We start from the raw sequence: 15,207 nt of genomic DNA on the forward strand, positions 1-15,207 counted from the left end.
CTAATTCTGAGGCTGGATCTATTTTATATTTATAAGAAAGAAAGTTAATGGTATTCATAAAGTTAACATAATCACAATGTCTATAGTCTTATCAGATGGCAGGTGCTTCCCAAGTTATCTTAGTGGCCACGAGAAGGTGGTATATCAAAAATATATTTTATTGTTTAGAATTAGTTAGTTAAAGATCAAAGCTATACAATTTTAATTGCAAAAGCAATACGAATTTTAGAGAACTCTGCAGTGAAAGCTGCTTAGATTTTTAGAATATGGGCTCCCCCTTCCCGGCTTTTAAGTGGAGGAGAAATCAGTGCATTGAACGAAGCATAGTATCACGTAAAATGGCGTTAATACGCATTTGATATCCTTTCCCTTGACTTTTAAAGTCACGCTAGAACGTCTGAATCCACACGCACTGTTGTAACAGTTTTGGGTGGTTTATAGAATGGATTGCGAACGGCATTTTTCCAGAACGCATCATTGAGTGACGGAATATCTCTATAATCAATTGCATTGTCCGGCATTACAGCCAGTTTATCAACTTCAACTCTCTGTTCATCTGTCAAAGGTGATAAGTTACCTACCTCAATTTTATAACGAACTTTCTTCTTTATAAAGTTTCCTCTCTTTCAAATTGGCTCGCCGTGCTGAAATAATACGGATTACCTCTATGCCATTTTTATCGTCATGGACAATATGCGCTACGAATAGTAATAAAAAAACATCCATGAGCCATAAAGCTTGCTAACCATACTCTCCATTTTCAATACGGTCTTGTTTAGCCATGGAGAATGGATCAGAAAAAACATATGCAGCTATTTCAAAACTTTACACGGTGCTTTCTAAGATTACTTTTTGTTTTAGCTTCATTCCATTCAAATCTCATTTTTATACCTTATATTAATACATTTATAAGGGCACTATATACATCAAGAGTTTTTAGATGAACACTAAATTATCCATGTTTTTATACAATTAATATAATTTAACACTTTTAAAATTAGTGATTAATTAACTAAAAATATTAAAAAAATAATAAATTATTCTAAGGCTTTATGCATATAGTATGCAAATCGAATAAAACTTACAAGCCTGTTGAATAAAATGATATTAATTGGCTATGTAGGGGCTGCTCCTGAAAGCAAAAAAATGAATTTGGGTGCCGAAATATTCAACTTTCGTATGGCTACCTTTGAGAGCTATACAGATAAAAATACCAATAAAAAGTAGACAAAACAGAATGGTATTCCGTGATGCTTTTTAATCTACATACATTTGGCAAAACTTGTTCTTCAGTACAAAATTGCCCCTTTTTCCGAATGAATGAGAGGAACGGTTTTTTTTATGGTCAACGCTACAAAGGATGCAATCAGCACTTTCAAGAAACCACTAACCAAAAAACCTAATGAACTTATTAAAACTGTCAGCAAAGGAACCTGTGTCATATACGCTACCCATGGTATTCCAAAAGAATAGACTATCCCAATGCCACCCACAGTATTTATCACAAATAATATTATAAAATTTAACCGCTGCCAAAATAATTCTACCATAAAGCCAATAAAAAATGCAGCAAATGGAAAACTAATCAGATAACCACTTGTAACTCCTGAAAAAACACTAATTCCACCACGACCACTAGGCAATAGAGGTAAACCAATCGCAATAAGAACAAGGAAAAGAAGTGATGCTAACGCTCCCCTTTTTGCTCCAAGTATAGAGCCTGCTAACATCGGAGCCATAGACTGAGCTGTAATAGGGACACCCAGCAAAAAAGGAAGATAAATAGGAGGAAAAAGACTCAAAACAGCGTAAATAGAGGCAAATAAAGCAATATAAACCAAATCCTTTGTATTCACTGAATTATTCCTTCACTAGGGAAAAGCTTTCGTTATTGTTGTACAATTAATAAAAAGTATCAGATTTATAAAAGTACACTTTAAATGCCTTAGATATAGAGAAAAATATTATAATAATTTATTTTAATAATATTACTTATATAAATCATATTAGATTCTACAATGTTTAATTATATCATAAATTACTATAGTTAAATTCAATAATAGTGATATACGAATATTATATAACAACAGCATAACAAAATAATACATTTATTTTAATTATTATGCTTTGAATGCATGAGAGGAACAGATCTTTTAATCGCGAGTGCAATAAAGGATGCAATCAACGCTTTTAAACAATCGCCTATCAAAAAAACTGATGAAGCCATTAAAACATTCAGTAAAGAAACTTTGGTCATATACGCTATCCATGGAACCCCAAAAGAATAAACTATCCCAATGCCACCAAAAGTATTTATCATAAATAATGTTATAAAATTTAACCGCTGCCAAAACAACTCTACCATTAAACCAATAAAAAATGCGGCAAATGGAAAACCTATTAAATAACCACTTGCAATCCCTGAAAAGACACTGATTCCACCACGACCACCAGACAACAGAGGTAATCCAATCGCAACAAGAACAAGAAAAAGGAGTGACGCTAAAGCACCCCTTTTTGCCCCAAGTATAGACCCTGCTAGCATCGGTCCCATCGATTGAGCTGTAACAGGTACCCCTAGAAGAAAAGGAAGATAAATAGAAGGGAAAAGGCCCAAAATAGCATAAATAGCGGCAAATAAAGCAATATAAACTAAATCTTTTGTATTCATTTAATTCTTCTTTTACTATAAAAACTCTGATTATTACGAGATGCTGTATCAATAGTATCAGCATCATAAGAACGCGCTTCCAATGCTTCAGCCACTTCTGACGCCATTCTTATGGTCCGTATAATTAAAGGTATCGCAAGAGCAACAATGTTAGTATTAAGTCCCCGTGCTTGCTGTGCTTCATGTACCTCATTAAACTTTTCACTCAAAAGAGGAATAAACCTGATCGCCATAGAGATAACCATACTCACTTTTGATGGATTTATACCAAAACAACGAAAGGGCTGGAGGCCTGCTTCAATTGCATCCACCATATCTGACACTTTTGTTGTGAATGAAATAACTGATGATAAAGAAAAGAGGATAACAAGACGTAATATGACCTCAACCCCCGTAAGCCAACCGCTAAAAATAGTTTGAAATACAAATAGAAGAACTAAAAGCAATCCCATCGATTTAAATTGCTTTATCACAGTTTTGAAAGGGATCTTGGCGACTCTATAGAATAAGATGACAAACAACAAAAATAAACCAAGAAGCGCTATGGAAGAAACCATTATTATAAAAGTTCCACACGCCGTAAGAAATAATAACTTAACTCCAGGCCTTAACCTATGAATAAATGTATCCCTCGGAATATATAAACCGATCATGACATTCTTCTTATATACTCCTTTATAGCAACAAAAGGTACATCATCAATTGCTATCTCCCCCTTATCAAAAACCAGCACTCTATCAAACTTTTTCAAAAACTCTAAATCATGCGATACAACTATTGCAGTTTGTGGTAATTCTTCTATCACTTGCGTAACGCGATGCTTATTTCGCAAATCAAGTAATGTCGTCGGCTCATCAAAAATAATATAGTCTGGTTTCATTGCAACTACACCGGAAATAGCAACGAGTTGTTTTTGCCCACCACTTAATAAATGGACAGCGTGATTTCTGAAATCTTGAAGTTCATAGCGCTGTAAAATTTCATCTACACGCTCCTTAATTTCATCTTTATTAAGCTTTAAATTTTTGAGACCAAAGGATAAGTCCTCTTCAACTAATGGTAAAACAATCTGATTATCTGGATTTTGAAAAACAAATCCAACTTTACGCTTTACTGCTTTTGCATCGCGTTTTGTATCAAGCCCATCAACGCTTACAAAACCATGAGATGGTAATTGGAGCCCATTAATAAGACGAACAAATGTACTTTTTCCAGAACCATTCGCACCTATAATAGCAATTCGTCTTTCGGTAAGCTGTACAGTAATATTTCTTAAAACACACAAATCACCAAAAACTTGTGTTACCTCATCAAATTTTATAATCCCCAAAGTTTATTCCAATCAATCCCTTTTATTAGCTCTTCTTTCTCTATCGTTTCAGTTTATAACCTAAAAGTAATAACAAGCACCATAGAGGAATAATAATGACTGCCAAACTCATATCAGGCATCTGTACAGGAATATATGTTTCAAGAAAAGGCACGCTTATTCCTATCATATCAAAAAGTCGAGTCATCAATCCATTTTGCCCAAAACCACTGACAAACATAATGCAAAACAATAAAGCAAGAAAGCTGAGGCAAAGATAGTTAGCGTAAGGATATAAACCAAATGCATAAATAAAATCGCCCTTTCTGTTCTTATATGCATTGCGAAATTTCAAATGAACAATAACAATAATAGCCCAAGTAATCACTGCTGCTGCAGTTGCAAGAGCCATGATCCGCATGAAACTATTATCAGGAACAAGAGCATTAACAACGACAATCAACGCCGTACATAATGATGAAAAAAGGATAGCAATATAAGGAACACGAGCAGCACTCAGTTTACTAAAAATATGTGGTGCATTTTTTTGTACAGCTAAACTATAAAGCATACGGCCATTAGAATAAATGCCACTATTGTAAACAGAAATAGCAGCCATAATCACCACAAAATTCAAAATATGACCAGCAGCAGGAATTCCTATAGTCTCGAAAATTGTGACAAAAGGACTACCATTTTTTCCAATCATATTCCAAGGGCTGATTATCATAATAACGCTGATAGAACCAATATAAAAAATTATAATCCTCCACATAACTTGACGAATAGCCGCTGGAATTGTTTTTTGTGGATTAGATGCTTCTCCAGCAGCAATACCAATAAGCTCCGTTCCTCCAAAAGAAAACATTACTACAGAAGTTGCTAAAACAACCCCTACTGCTCCATAAGGGAAAAAACCGCCATGGTCCCAAAGATAATGAATATTCGCTTGATTTTCCCCTAGTCCAGTGACAATGAGAAAAATTCCCAAAATAATCATACCAATAACAGCAGCCACTTTGATCAAAGCGCAAACAAATTCAAATTCTCCATAAAAACGAACATTAAACAAATTAACAAATGTAACAAATAAAAGAACAATGAAAGATGTCTTCCAATGATCAATCAAAATCCAATGATCAAGGTAAAACCCTATCACTGTAAGTTCAGCCATGCTCACAAGAATATAAAGAAACCAATAATTCCAACCTGTTATGAAACCAGCTAATCTCCCCCAATATTTATAAGCAAAAAAACTAAATGCTCCTGAAGACGGTTCTTCTACTGACATTTCACCAAGCATTCGCATAATGAAATACATAATAAGCCCGCCGACAAGATAAGATAAAATAACTGAGGGACCAGCTAATTGAATTGCCTCGGTTGACCCATAAAAAAGTCCCGTCCCAATAACGCCACCCAAAGCAATCATTTGAACATGGCGATTTTGAAGGCTACGCTTCAATTCCTCGTGCTTTTTTTCAGACATCATGCCTCACTACTTTTGTTGAACTTAACCTCAACTTTTATTGAAAAATTAGGCACCTCTTTCAAAAAACACAAAACAAACGTAAACTTATTTTCTCATCATAATGCAACTCCTCATTTTTTTGTGCATTATACGTATGTCCCGTTGAAGTTTTAAGAAAAAATATGCTCCACCCTTTATTTAAATTAATGTCCTTCATTTTCGTTACACTAACCATTATAGCATTGGTCATTGATAACGCACACTCTGTAATCACATCACATTGGACAACAACCCCCTTTAATAAAATTTTAATAAACCTTCTGCAAACAGATATCTATCACCTTAATCAATCTCTATGCAAGGTAATGCCTGATTTTCTGTCCTCAATTTGCATTACTCTCACTTATTTACCCGCATGGTCTATCTTTGGTGCTTTAGCAATAGTATTTTGTATCTTAAATTACGAAAAACAAAAGCCTTTTCACAAAATATCATATACATATAACGAAGAGTACATTTGATCTTGAAAAAAACTTCTAGAGCTCTCTGTCCTATAACATAATCGATGTCGCTTAAAACCCCTCACTCTATAAAACAACTGAAAATCACTTGATCATCAGAACAAATTAAAACGCTTTATTATAAATATAGACGCTCACTTATGATTTCTATAGATAACGATAACATCACTTCATCTGTATCAATTTAAAAAAATTAGCGAATAAATCTACCTCCCACCTATAAGAAAACTCTGTACAGAAAAAACTTAAAATATTGCAGTTCATATATTTTTCTATGGCTGCTTCTTTATACTCTACAAAAACTTTTCTTAATTTTCGTACTAGAAACCACATATAAAAAAACGTCTTCTAATATCAGCTCTCCTTATAAGATTAGAACTTATTAGAATTAATGAAGAAGCTTATAAAAATTATTCTACAAGTCTAACAAAATGCGTGAAATAAAAACTCATCTGTAAATAATTGCAATTATGATAAAAAATATTTCGCACCTTCTCCCTATTGAGAAAATGGTAAGATAACAGCTTCAGTAACACTCTGTTCTTTTAAATCTGAAAATCGTCTCGCTAAAATATCAACTTTTTAGATATCTCATCCAAACTTTTCCATTGATTAATTACCTCTCGAGAAAGTTCTTCAATGAATTTTTCTTGGTAAGCTAGCTTCATTTCTAGTTCTATCAGCCGATCTTCATCCGACATGATTTTTACTCCCTCTTAAATAAAAAAACGTGATTAATTTTATTAATCCTCCTCCCTTTTTCTTCCCATAAAAATGAGAAGTAACTTTTAAACTAATTCTACTCATCTTATTTGCACATTATAAAGGGTTTATGATGATCTTTATTTTCCCAATCACTTATGCAACAAATTTCTTTCTCAAGAACCAGAAAATGTTTTTATCTTTACTAAGATATCTTGACACCATTTTTCATCCTAAAGATCTACATTCCCAGCTTCTTAATTTAAGTGTTATCTAAATTGGAAAGCATTTTATAGCATTAAGGTCAAAGAATACTTTCCTCTGACTTTTACATACTTCTCCTTCAAATTATTATCATATTTATAAATTATTGAAAAAATGCATTCTTGCTTTTATACGTACTTTTAGCTATTACCCTCAAATTAGTTTTGTTTCATTGACTTACAAACCTATGCCGCATTAGCTCAGTTGGTAGAGCACATCATTCGTAATGATGGGGTCGCTGGTTCGAATCCGGCATGCGGCACCATTTTGTTTCTTAAACATATTGAAATATATAGATTTTTTCTTTAAATGGCCATTTTCAGACCACCTTTTAGACCACCTTCTACAGTTTATATAATTTTACCTAATTTGTTCTTATTTTCTCCTTATTTTTCGTTGAAGTGAATTCTAAAATCTCTTTTTTCCTTCACCTTACTGCTCTCCCTAGCTTGCATGGCTTTGGAAATACACCTGAGGCATCTAATGGCGAATCGTTGTTGTGGATACACTAAAAAGCTGTGCACATTCACGGATTGTTACATATCTATCGCCATCATCAAATATCATTTCATTGCCTTTCTCTTTTTTATGTTATGTAAATGGGCTGGGGGGCTAGGAGGAGAGAGCTTCCTATATCTTCAAGCGGCTTTTTGTCAAAATCTTTTTTGTCTCTTGTGCTATTGCCTCTAAAAAGATTTCAATAGCTTGATTGATTTGCTTAAGACGCTGCTGGAAACGTAGCCAATACAACACCAGACAAAGGTGATACCATTGGACCCGAACACCCCACAAAATGCTTCATATGAAAAAGACAAAAGCGTTATTCATATGGAAAAAAATATCTGACGGTGAGGTCAGCGATCATAGCAGCTTTTCTTATAGCTTTAGTCAAAGCCTTTTTTCTTGGGAAAAAAGTTGAGAAGCAAAAGCAAACAAAGGAAGCTTTCAAGATAGCGACAACACGGCTTGAGATAGAAAATGAAATTAATAGAAAAGTGATGCTGATGTGCGCACTAAGCTTTCTAACTGGCTGCGCGACGAATGAATGAACTTCTTGTATTGGATGGCTGCCAATTTATTTGAATCGACAAGATATCAATGTGATTAGTCCAAATTTGGCGAGAGATATTTAAAACATAATGAACAAGGTGCTGGTCTATGTGGTTGGAGGCATAAACGGAAAATAAAGTGCTAAGGATACAATTCCTCTGAAAGATTAATCAATGAAAAGATTTGAAAGAGGTCGATATATTCAGATTAAAAGTAAAAGAACTTAAAGGATAAAAACGCTCTGGTGGTCGATTGGATTTAATTAGAGTGACGGAGATGTCTGAGTTGAAGCGAAAGGATTCAACAAGGTTATATTTGTATAAAGTGATTGAGTCTATTGATGTATTCTAAGGGCATCTTTGTTATCTTATCAAAAGAAGATGAGAAAAGATTTTATGGATAGCACTACTATCGTCGTTCAAAGAACTGATCATACACAAAGGTTCTGTTTTCAACAAAAATAATATCTAGGAGCCGGCATGCTTGAAGAAAAGCAATCTACGGAACTATATAATGAATAATGGTATAGGCTTTATGTGATTTGTAAATGACGTTGCTTCAGCTTTCTAATTGTAATAATGATGTTGAAGATAAGGCAAATACTTTCGCACTATATCTGCTTTTTCATGCTAAAGTGGCGGGAACACATTGTGAATGATCTTGGCTGTTAATTTTTCTATAGGTAAATTTCCTATGTGGGAAATAACATGCAACTCCAGTAGAGAAAACCAACAACCATTTTTTCTTTTATTTTTTAACTTAGCTTTTTTACTTTCAAAATTGGCCTGGCAATTTCTTGGAAAATATTGCTTTGCTATTTTAAGACAATTTCTTCCTGAAATAAAATCCTTCTTTTAAAATATCACTGTAATATCTTGCAAACTCATGTACTGCTCTTAGAGAAAGTTTGTAATAGGACCGTGCCTTTCATGGCGTTTATTTTGATGTGTATAACGGAAAAATTAAGAGCGCGTATTATCTTTTCGACACTCAACCACAATCTTACTTTATCACAATATTTATCTTGAGAAGGTACTTTTACAAAGATACTGATAATCTATAAATCGCCCTCACCTAATTCACCTTCTCGCTCATCCTTCCATGCATTGCCCGTCCACCTTTTAAACTACCTTCAATTTTTGATATAGAATTTTTTCTTTAATTTTTTTATTGAATCATAAAAATGATATGTCTCAATCTCACCTCTATGCATCTTTATACGCTTTGATTCTTATTTCTAAAGCCCAGACAGCCCGCATATCGCACTGTTTTTTATATTTAATATATATTTTTAGATTTATTCGTAACTTGTTAGAAAAGTTGCTATATTTTGATAGAAAATCTTCTATCAATTCACTTTTTTTAAAAGGTTCTGAAAGGATTCTTAAAAAGTCTGTAAAGTTAAAGACTATTTAATACGTATTGTTTCTTTTTTAGAAATCAAAATTGGTGATGCCCCATTCCTTACCAGCAATTGTGTTATTTGCAGAGCAATCTGTATAAGATGGTGTAATCTCTTTTATGAAGTTAACTAAAGTTTTTTGAATTTCTAGCATATTGCTTAAAGACAAAAAACTCCCCTTTATTTATGCAAACAGCTTAGACATCGGCTGATAATCCTCTCGCTTATAAAAAATCCTTTCTTTATAACCTTCAGAACCACAATTAAAGTGGTAAAAGATAGAACAAGATTTTTAGACGATCATAACGCACAATAAAAATAGACCAGTTTAAATGTTCAATGCTAACACCTGCTAAACAGAGGAAAATAAGTTTTAGCACGCCTTCAAATTGTAAGGGCTTAAGCCCCCGCGCGCTACGATGGGTTTCACCTCTCATCGTACGATTTACTTTCTCTCAAAAACTTAATCGCTGTAAATATAAAAATCTTGAAGCCCGTCTAAATCCGTGAGAGTTTCTGGAGCTTGCTGTATTAAACGTTGAAATTCCTCACAACTGCTCATCTGAAATGCTAACATTTTTCATAAAAGGACGATAGTGGTGTTGAAACATCCCCAAAAAGTTTACGCCATAACCTAAGAGATTATTGCTGATTTCAGGGGATAGAATCAATTTCAGCTCAAAGAAAATCCCACCCATACTAACAAAAAGGCTTATTTTACTTGCTATGAAGAATGTTCTCAATAATTTTGATAATTTTTTGGTAAAATTTCTTTTGCCACCAATATCAGCTGCAACAGGTGTGGAATTAACAGGATTATAATTTTTTATCCTAAAATGTATCCATCATTTTTTACATTCTTTCATCTATCTTCGCCTTCTTTTCACAGCTTCAAGTGATAAAAAGTAACTGCAATTTAAATTATCTTGCATCGAACAAATTGCTCGCAAACTATCCCTATTGGCTAGATGACAACCCATCCTCTCTTGAAAGAGAGAAAAACTTTTATTTTTTATTCAGCGATATAGTAAATATTATCCAATTACTTATGAGAGTAATTGGATCAAATGGAAACTGCTAATCTGAGTAATCTTGTACCCGTTTATATAGGTTTAGGAAAGCGTGCTGTTATGAATATTCATAAAAATGCTTTAAAAATTGATATCAGCAAAACTTCTGTTAAAAAAAGGAAAAGATGTTCTCTTACTTGCTACTGAAAAAACTGTTCAGATTTGTCTTTATATTACTGAAGAGCTTCAAAAAACATGAAGTTATCCCAATAATTACAAGTGTGCCAACAATTCAACTTTGAGATAATATATCTGTGCTAGAGTTATGCCAATCTCACCAATCTGTTGTTGTCTGTGAAGAGCATAGTATCCATGGAGAAGCTTGGAGATGTAATTGTTAAATCGATTATGGAACAAAACATTCTATGCCAATTTGTATCATTATGAATACACAACGACCCCATCTGTAATAAAAATAAACTGGATATTTTTAACAAATTATGAAATAAATCTAGAACACATAAATAGTGTTAGAAATGACATACTATACAAAAAAATATTCAACTGCTTCCTAATATATTCGCCAGTTCAAAAACATCATAAATCATTGAGTATGCAAGAAAAGCACATTAATTCACGCAGTCTTGCTCTCAGTAAACAAGCTTTTTTTAAAGATAGTACAGGTATTTTTTTCATTGCTTAAAAACGTACTCCATAAAAACAATATCATATCCTTATAATATATTATTCAATAAAATTAATATAAATAATATATATATTATAGAAACATTATTTATATTGATCCAATTTTATTATAATTAAATGTTACAATAAATACATATTGACATTTTTAATAATTTTATTTATATATCATAATTAATATTATTCTATATTAAAATAAAACTAAATGAGGTTTATATTTTATGCTAATGTGGAAAAAGAGTGATTAATATATTATGTTTTTATATATAGGAGGGAAAAATGCTCACAGCATTATTTATATCTATTTTTTCTATATCAACAGTTGTTTTGCCTTTAATATCAGCGCTTGTTCCTTTTTATCCATAGAATGAGCTGTTAATAACGTAAATAAAAGATGTATGCAATGTTATTAGTATTTTTTTTGTGTTTATTATTATTAAGATTTTTGCGTTAATATTATTGTAGTTACTTAGTATTATTGTAGTTACTTAGTATTTTCTGTGATTTTATAGAGGAGCTTCTTGATCTTTTCTATTTAAATTTAACTATCAACATATTTGTAAAGTATATAATTATGCTCCTCTATAAAAAGACTTTCTTTTTCTAAAATAAGTTATAACATATTGATTTCGTTACTTAAAAACATCTATATTCACTAAACTTTTGCGTGTAATATCTTTGATTGTCTGAGTACCGGTCAGTGTCATAGCTACCCGCATTTCATTAGCAAAAAGATCAAGGAGATGCATAACACCTTTCTTACCTGCTGCTGCAAGCGCATAAACAAAAGCACGACCAATCATAACAGCATCCGCACCTTGTGCTATCATGCGTACAACATCAAGACCAGAACGAACACCTGAGTCCACTAAAATAGTCAAATGATCCTTTACAGCATCCGCAATTGCAGGCAACGCTCGTGTTGTTGATAATACACCATCAAGCTGACGTCCGCCGTGATTAGAAACAACAATACCATCCGCACCAAATTTTACTGCTTCTCGCGCATCTTCTGGATCAAGAATACCTTTCAAAATCATTTTTCCTTTCCAAAAATCGCGAATCCATTGTAGATCATGCCAACCAATTGATGGATCAAAATTTGCACCAAGCCAACCAACGTAATCATCCAATGCAATTTTCTTTTTGAGATAAGTGGAGACATTTCCAAGATCATGAGGGCGCCCCATAACACCAACGTTCCAAGCCCAATATGGATGAGTCAAAGCTTGTAAAAAACGACGTAAACCAGCATAAGGACCAGACATTCCCGAATGCGCATCACGATAACGTGCACCAGGAATTGGCATATCAACTGTAAAAACCAACGTGCGTACACCAGCCAACCAAGCCCGTTCTAGTGCATCACGCATGAAACCTCGATCTTTGAGAACATAAAGTTGAAACCAAAATGCATCTCCAACCGCCTCTTGTACTTCCGCAATGGGACAAACTGAAACAGAGGATAGAGTAAAAGGAATCCCTTTTGCCGCTGCGGCACGCGCTGCTTTTACTTCTCCACGACGTGCATACATGCCCGTTAGCCCAACAGGTGCAAGTACAATCGGTAAATCAAGTGTCTGATCAAAAAGCTTGATTGAAAGATCAACTTCACCAACTTGCCTTAGAATCCTTTGACGCAGTGCAAGTGCTTGAAGTTCTGTACAATTACGTCGCATCGTTTCTTCAGCATAAGCCCCACCATCAATATAGTGAAAAAGAAAGGGAGGAAGACGACGCTTTGCTGCTTTACGATAATCAAGTGTTGAAGAAATAATCATTGATGGCACCATTGTTCCTAAATAAAAAAAGAAGACATCCTAAAACGCATAAAAGCGAATCCGTATACCTACCTATTCGACATCCTCCCAAAACGCTCTATTGAATAGATAGAAGTAACAGAGATTGCAACTTTCTAAAAAAACTAATTGATAAAAACAACGTCTTTATTTCTCTTATCCAAATTTAAAATCTCACAGTATGTAGTATCATTAATAACGTATCTACTCATATATCGTTCATGTGCAATTGAAATGTTATACTCTCGTTAAACCAATACCTCTTCGAAAGCGATTGCTCCGTAGCTTAATTAGTTATAATTTAAAGTCGTTTCTCCCTCCAAAGGTCCTTACATTATCAGTTATTAAGAATATAGAGTGTCATTAAGTATAAACCATAACCTCCTCCAAAAGATGAAAAAATCCTTTATTAATACTGTAAATAAAGCTGTCGCATACATCCATAAATCTTCTTATATCAATATTCAAAACTGAGACCTGTTACTTGTTCATGAAAGTTTATAAAAATATACAGTGTCTAATTCACATAAAGCATAAAAAAACTTTTAATGTTCATACTAATAGAAGCTCTTCATATTTAATTGAATAATTTTCTAGCAATATTATATCTTGAGGCTATAAATGAGTTACTAAAATTAGAACAATGTTTAAAAAAATTGTTACTAAACTGTAGTGAAAAACTTATTTATTGGCTCTTAAGGATAATTTTTATACGAAATAAAATATACTGGTCATTTAAGCTCTAGAAAAATGGCGCCAAGTGTAGCATCCAATCTCGCATATTTACTTTGAAAAGTGAATACGCTACTGTTATATTGAATTTTATTAACCTATTGATTTATTATAATAATAAATATGAATAACATATTGAATATAGTAAAATTCTTTCATTGTAGATTTTGTCATGATGAAATAACCAAAACTATTCTTTTGCACATCATAAATGGAGTTTGTATAGATAAAACCTCTTTAAAAAAGAAGTAAAAATGCCTCTCATACCCTCTCAAATACAAAACCATAACTTTGAAAACTGAAAATAAAATGCATAGTGCCGGTTTTATGAAGGATAAATTTTTCTTTTATCTAAAATACGCTTTCTGCATACATGTTATCAAAATTCGTGGTTCCCAACTCATTTAAAATGCTTGGACAACTTTAAACCCTGTGCTTGATAATGTGATCCAACATCATGTCCATAAAGGGTTGATGGTCGATTAAGCATATGTTCATAGACCAAACGGCCAATAATTTGACCATGCTCTAAGATAAAAGGAACTTCATGGCTCCGCACTTCTAAAACCGCTCTTGCTCCTTTTCCACCCGCCTCCTTATGCCCAAATCCTGGATCAAAAAAGCCTGCATAATGCACCCTAAACTCACCAACTAAAGGATCAAAAGGAGTCATTTCTGCGGCATAAAGCGGAGGCACATGAACAGACTCTCGTGAAACTAAAATGTAAAATTCATCAGGATCAAGAACCAACTCTCTCTGACCACGATCAAAAAGAGGTTCCCAAAAATCTAAAACGTGGGCAACAGCACGTTTATCAATATCAATAACACTTGTATGATGTTTACCACGATAACCTATAAGCCCGTTTTCGTCTCCCTTTAAATTAATGGAAAGACCAATACCACCAACACTAATATTAGGAAAATCATCCGATATCAGTGTTTCTTGCCTTTGCAAAGTGTGCAACTCTATTTCATTTAAATAACTTTGCCCTTTTCTAAACCGAAGCTGTGATAAATGTGAGCCTGTATGCACCAAAATTGGAAATGTGCGTGGACTAATTTCCAAATAAAGTGGACCATGATAACCAGCACAAATTTTATCAAACTCTTGAGCATTATCCGTAATGACACGTGTAAAAATATCTAATCGGCCTGTAGAACTTTTGGGATTGGCAACAGCAGATAAAAATTCTGGTAACGCTAAACTTTCCAAAAGAGGAACAATATAAACACACCCCGTTTCCAAAACGGCTCCACCTCGTAAATCAAACTCATGCAACTTTAACCGTTCAAGCTTATCCAAAACTTTTGTATCAGATCCCGGCATAAAAGAAGCACGTATACGATAAGCTTTCTCCCCTAAACGAAGATCAAGGCTTGCTGGTTGTATTTGAGATCTATCAAATGGATACTGAGCCTTGAGAACGTTATTCTCAATCAAAGCTTGTATATCACTATCTGCTAAAATACCGCTTATACGCGCCATATATATTGCCTTCCCTTTTTACATTGTTTCTTTTTTGACCTAGATGATAAATCGGTGCAAGCTATTTTAAAGTGATAAAAACTAT

10 protein-coding genes, 1 tRNA gene and 5 pseudogenes are annotated in these 15,207 nt (G+C 33.5%); 3 read left to right on the forward strand and 13 right to left on the reverse strand.

What is annotated here, in order from left to right:
• Positions 1 to 304 precede the first annotated feature (304 nt).
• Positions 305 to 611, reverse strand: a pseudogene (locus tag ACFILA_RS03795) (BrnA antitoxin family protein).
• On the reverse strand, positions 589 to 726 hold the full coding sequence (locus ACFILA_RS03800) for a hypothetical protein (RefSeq protein ID WP_375637499.1): 138 nt from the start codon (positions 724 to 726) through the stop codon (positions 589 to 591). The pseudogene ACFILA_RS03795 and the gene ACFILA_RS03800 overlap by 23 nt, the downstream one beginning before the upstream one ends.
• Positions 727 to 1,089: 363 nt before the next feature.
• Between ACFILA_RS03800 and ACFILA_RS03805 the strand changes: the two are divergent.
• Positions 1,090 to 1,268: pseudogene (locus ACFILA_RS03805) on the forward strand (single-stranded DNA-binding protein); the annotation flags it as partial.
• Between the two features lie 21 nt (positions 1,269 to 1,289).
• Here the strand turns inward: ACFILA_RS03805 and ACFILA_RS03810 are convergent.
• The 6 genes from ACFILA_RS03810 to ACFILA_RS03835 form a co-directional block, all read right to left on the reverse strand.
• Complete coding sequence (locus tag ACFILA_RS03810; RefSeq protein ID WP_375660694.1) at positions 1,290 to 1,856, reverse strand: biotin transporter BioY; 567 nt, start codon at positions 1,854 to 1,856, stop codon at positions 1,290 to 1,292.
• A gap of 257 nt (positions 1,857 to 2,113) precedes the next feature.
• Complete coding sequence (locus ACFILA_RS03815) at positions 2,114 to 2,671, reverse strand: biotin transporter BioY (protein ID WP_375660695.1); 558 nt, start codon at positions 2,669 to 2,671, stop codon at positions 2,114 to 2,116.
• Positions 2,668 to 3,324: an energy-coupling factor transporter transmembrane protein EcfT gene (locus ACFILA_RS03820; protein ID WP_273790433.1), complete on the reverse strand. Its 657-nt coding sequence runs from the start codon at positions 3,322 to 3,324 to the stop codon at positions 2,668 to 2,670. The genes ACFILA_RS03815 and ACFILA_RS03820 overlap by 4 nt, the downstream gene beginning before the upstream one ends.
• Complete coding sequence (locus ACFILA_RS03825) at positions 3,321 to 4,001, reverse strand: energy-coupling factor ABC transporter ATP-binding protein (RefSeq protein ID WP_273790432.1); 681 nt, start codon at positions 3,999 to 4,001, stop codon at positions 3,321 to 3,323. The genes ACFILA_RS03820 and ACFILA_RS03825 overlap by 4 nt, the downstream gene beginning before the upstream one ends.
• A 40-nt stretch (positions 4,002 to 4,041) precedes the next feature.
• Entirely contained in the window at positions 4,042 to 5,469 is a 1,428-nt protein-coding gene (locus tag ACFILA_RS03830) for an amino acid permease (protein ID WP_375631049.1), read from the reverse strand.
• Between the two features lie 1,069 nt (positions 5,470 to 6,538).
• Positions 6,539 to 6,673 (reverse strand): SlyX family protein, encoded by a 135-nt coding sequence (locus ACFILA_RS03835; protein WP_273790429.1) that lies wholly within the window; start codon positions 6,671 to 6,673, stop codon positions 6,539 to 6,541.
• A gap of 454 nt (positions 6,674 to 7,127) precedes the next feature.
• Here ACFILA_RS03835 and ACFILA_RS03840 point away from each other — a divergent pair.
• Positions 7,128 to 7,203: transfer RNA gene (locus ACFILA_RS03840), tRNA-Thr, on the forward strand.
• A gap of 99 nt (positions 7,204 to 7,302) precedes the next feature.
• Here ACFILA_RS03840 and ACFILA_RS03845 read toward each other — a convergent pair.
• Positions 7,303 to 7,505: pseudogene (locus ACFILA_RS03845) on the reverse strand (helix-turn-helix transcriptional regulator).
• A gap of 275 nt (positions 7,506 to 7,780) precedes the next feature.
• Between ACFILA_RS03845 and ACFILA_RS03850 the strand changes: the two are divergent.
• A pseudogene (locus ACFILA_RS03850) lies at positions 7,781 to 7,983 on the forward strand (hypothetical protein).
• Between the two features lie 637 nt (positions 7,984 to 8,620).
• Here ACFILA_RS03850 and ACFILA_RS03855 read toward each other — a convergent pair.
• The 4 genes and pseudogenes from ACFILA_RS03855 to ACFILA_RS03870 form a co-directional block, all read right to left on the reverse strand.
• Positions 8,621 to 9,062: pseudogene (locus ACFILA_RS03855) on the reverse strand (integrase); the annotation flags it as partial.
• A gap of 591 nt (positions 9,063 to 9,653) precedes the next feature.
• Positions 9,654 to 9,827 carry a hypothetical protein gene (locus ACFILA_RS03860; protein ID WP_375631037.1) on the reverse strand — a complete coding sequence of 58 codons (174 nt, stop codon included), beginning with the start codon at positions 9,825 to 9,827 and terminating at the stop codon, positions 9,654 to 9,656.
• 1,907 nt (positions 9,828 to 11,734) lie between these two features.
• The gene (gene lldD, locus ACFILA_RS03865) at positions 11,735 to 12,883 is read right to left on the reverse strand and encodes an FMN-dependent L-lactate dehydrogenase LldD (protein WP_273790428.1); all 1,149 of its coding nucleotides are present in this window, start codon (positions 12,881 to 12,883) and stop codon (positions 11,735 to 11,737) included.
• Between the two features lie 1,150 nt (positions 12,884 to 14,033).
• A complete protein-coding gene (locus ACFILA_RS03870; RefSeq protein WP_375643358.1) occupies positions 14,034 to 15,122 on the reverse strand; it encodes a 2'-deoxycytidine 5'-triphosphate deaminase in 1,089 nt (362 codons plus the stop codon).
• Between the last annotated feature and the right edge of the window lie 85 nt (positions 15,123 to 15,207).

Source organism: Bartonella sp. CL71SXKL (genome assembly GCF_042194935.1).
GTDB lineage: Bacteria > Pseudomonadota > Alphaproteobacteria > Rhizobiales > Rhizobiaceae > Bartonella.

Excerpts from the sequence above, each read along its gene's own strand:
- ACFILA_RS03800 (WP_375637499.1), bottom strand. The coding sequence starts at position 726 with ATGGATGTTTTTTTATTACTATTCGTAGCGCATATTGTCCATGACGAT.
- ACFILA_RS03815 (WP_375660695.1), bottom strand. The coding sequence starts at position 2,671 with ATGAATACAAAAGATTTAGTTTATATTGCTTTATTTGCCGCTATTTAT.
- ACFILA_RS03820 (WP_273790433.1), bottom strand. The coding sequence starts at position 3,324 with ATGATCGGTTTATATATTCCGAGGGATACATTTATTCATAGGTTAAGG.
- ACFILA_RS03830 (WP_375631049.1), bottom strand. The coding sequence starts at position 5,469 with ATGTCTGAAAAAAAGCACGAGGAATTGAAGCGTAGCCTTCAAAATCGC.
- ACFILA_RS03835 (WP_273790429.1), bottom strand. The coding sequence starts at position 6,673 with ATGTCGGATGAAGATCGGCTGATAGAACTAGAAATGAAGCTAGCTTAC.
- ACFILA_RS03860 (WP_375631037.1), bottom strand. The coding sequence starts at position 9,827 with ATGAGAGGTGAAACCCATCGTAGCGCGCGGGGGCTTAAGCCCTTACAA.
- lldD (WP_273790428.1), bottom strand. The coding sequence starts at position 12,883 with ATGATTATTTCTTCAACACTTGATTATCGTAAAGCAGCAAAGCGTCGT.
- ACFILA_RS03870 (WP_375643358.1), bottom strand. The coding sequence starts at position 15,122 with ATGGCGCGTATAAGCGGTATTTTAGCAGATAGTGATATACAAGCTTTG.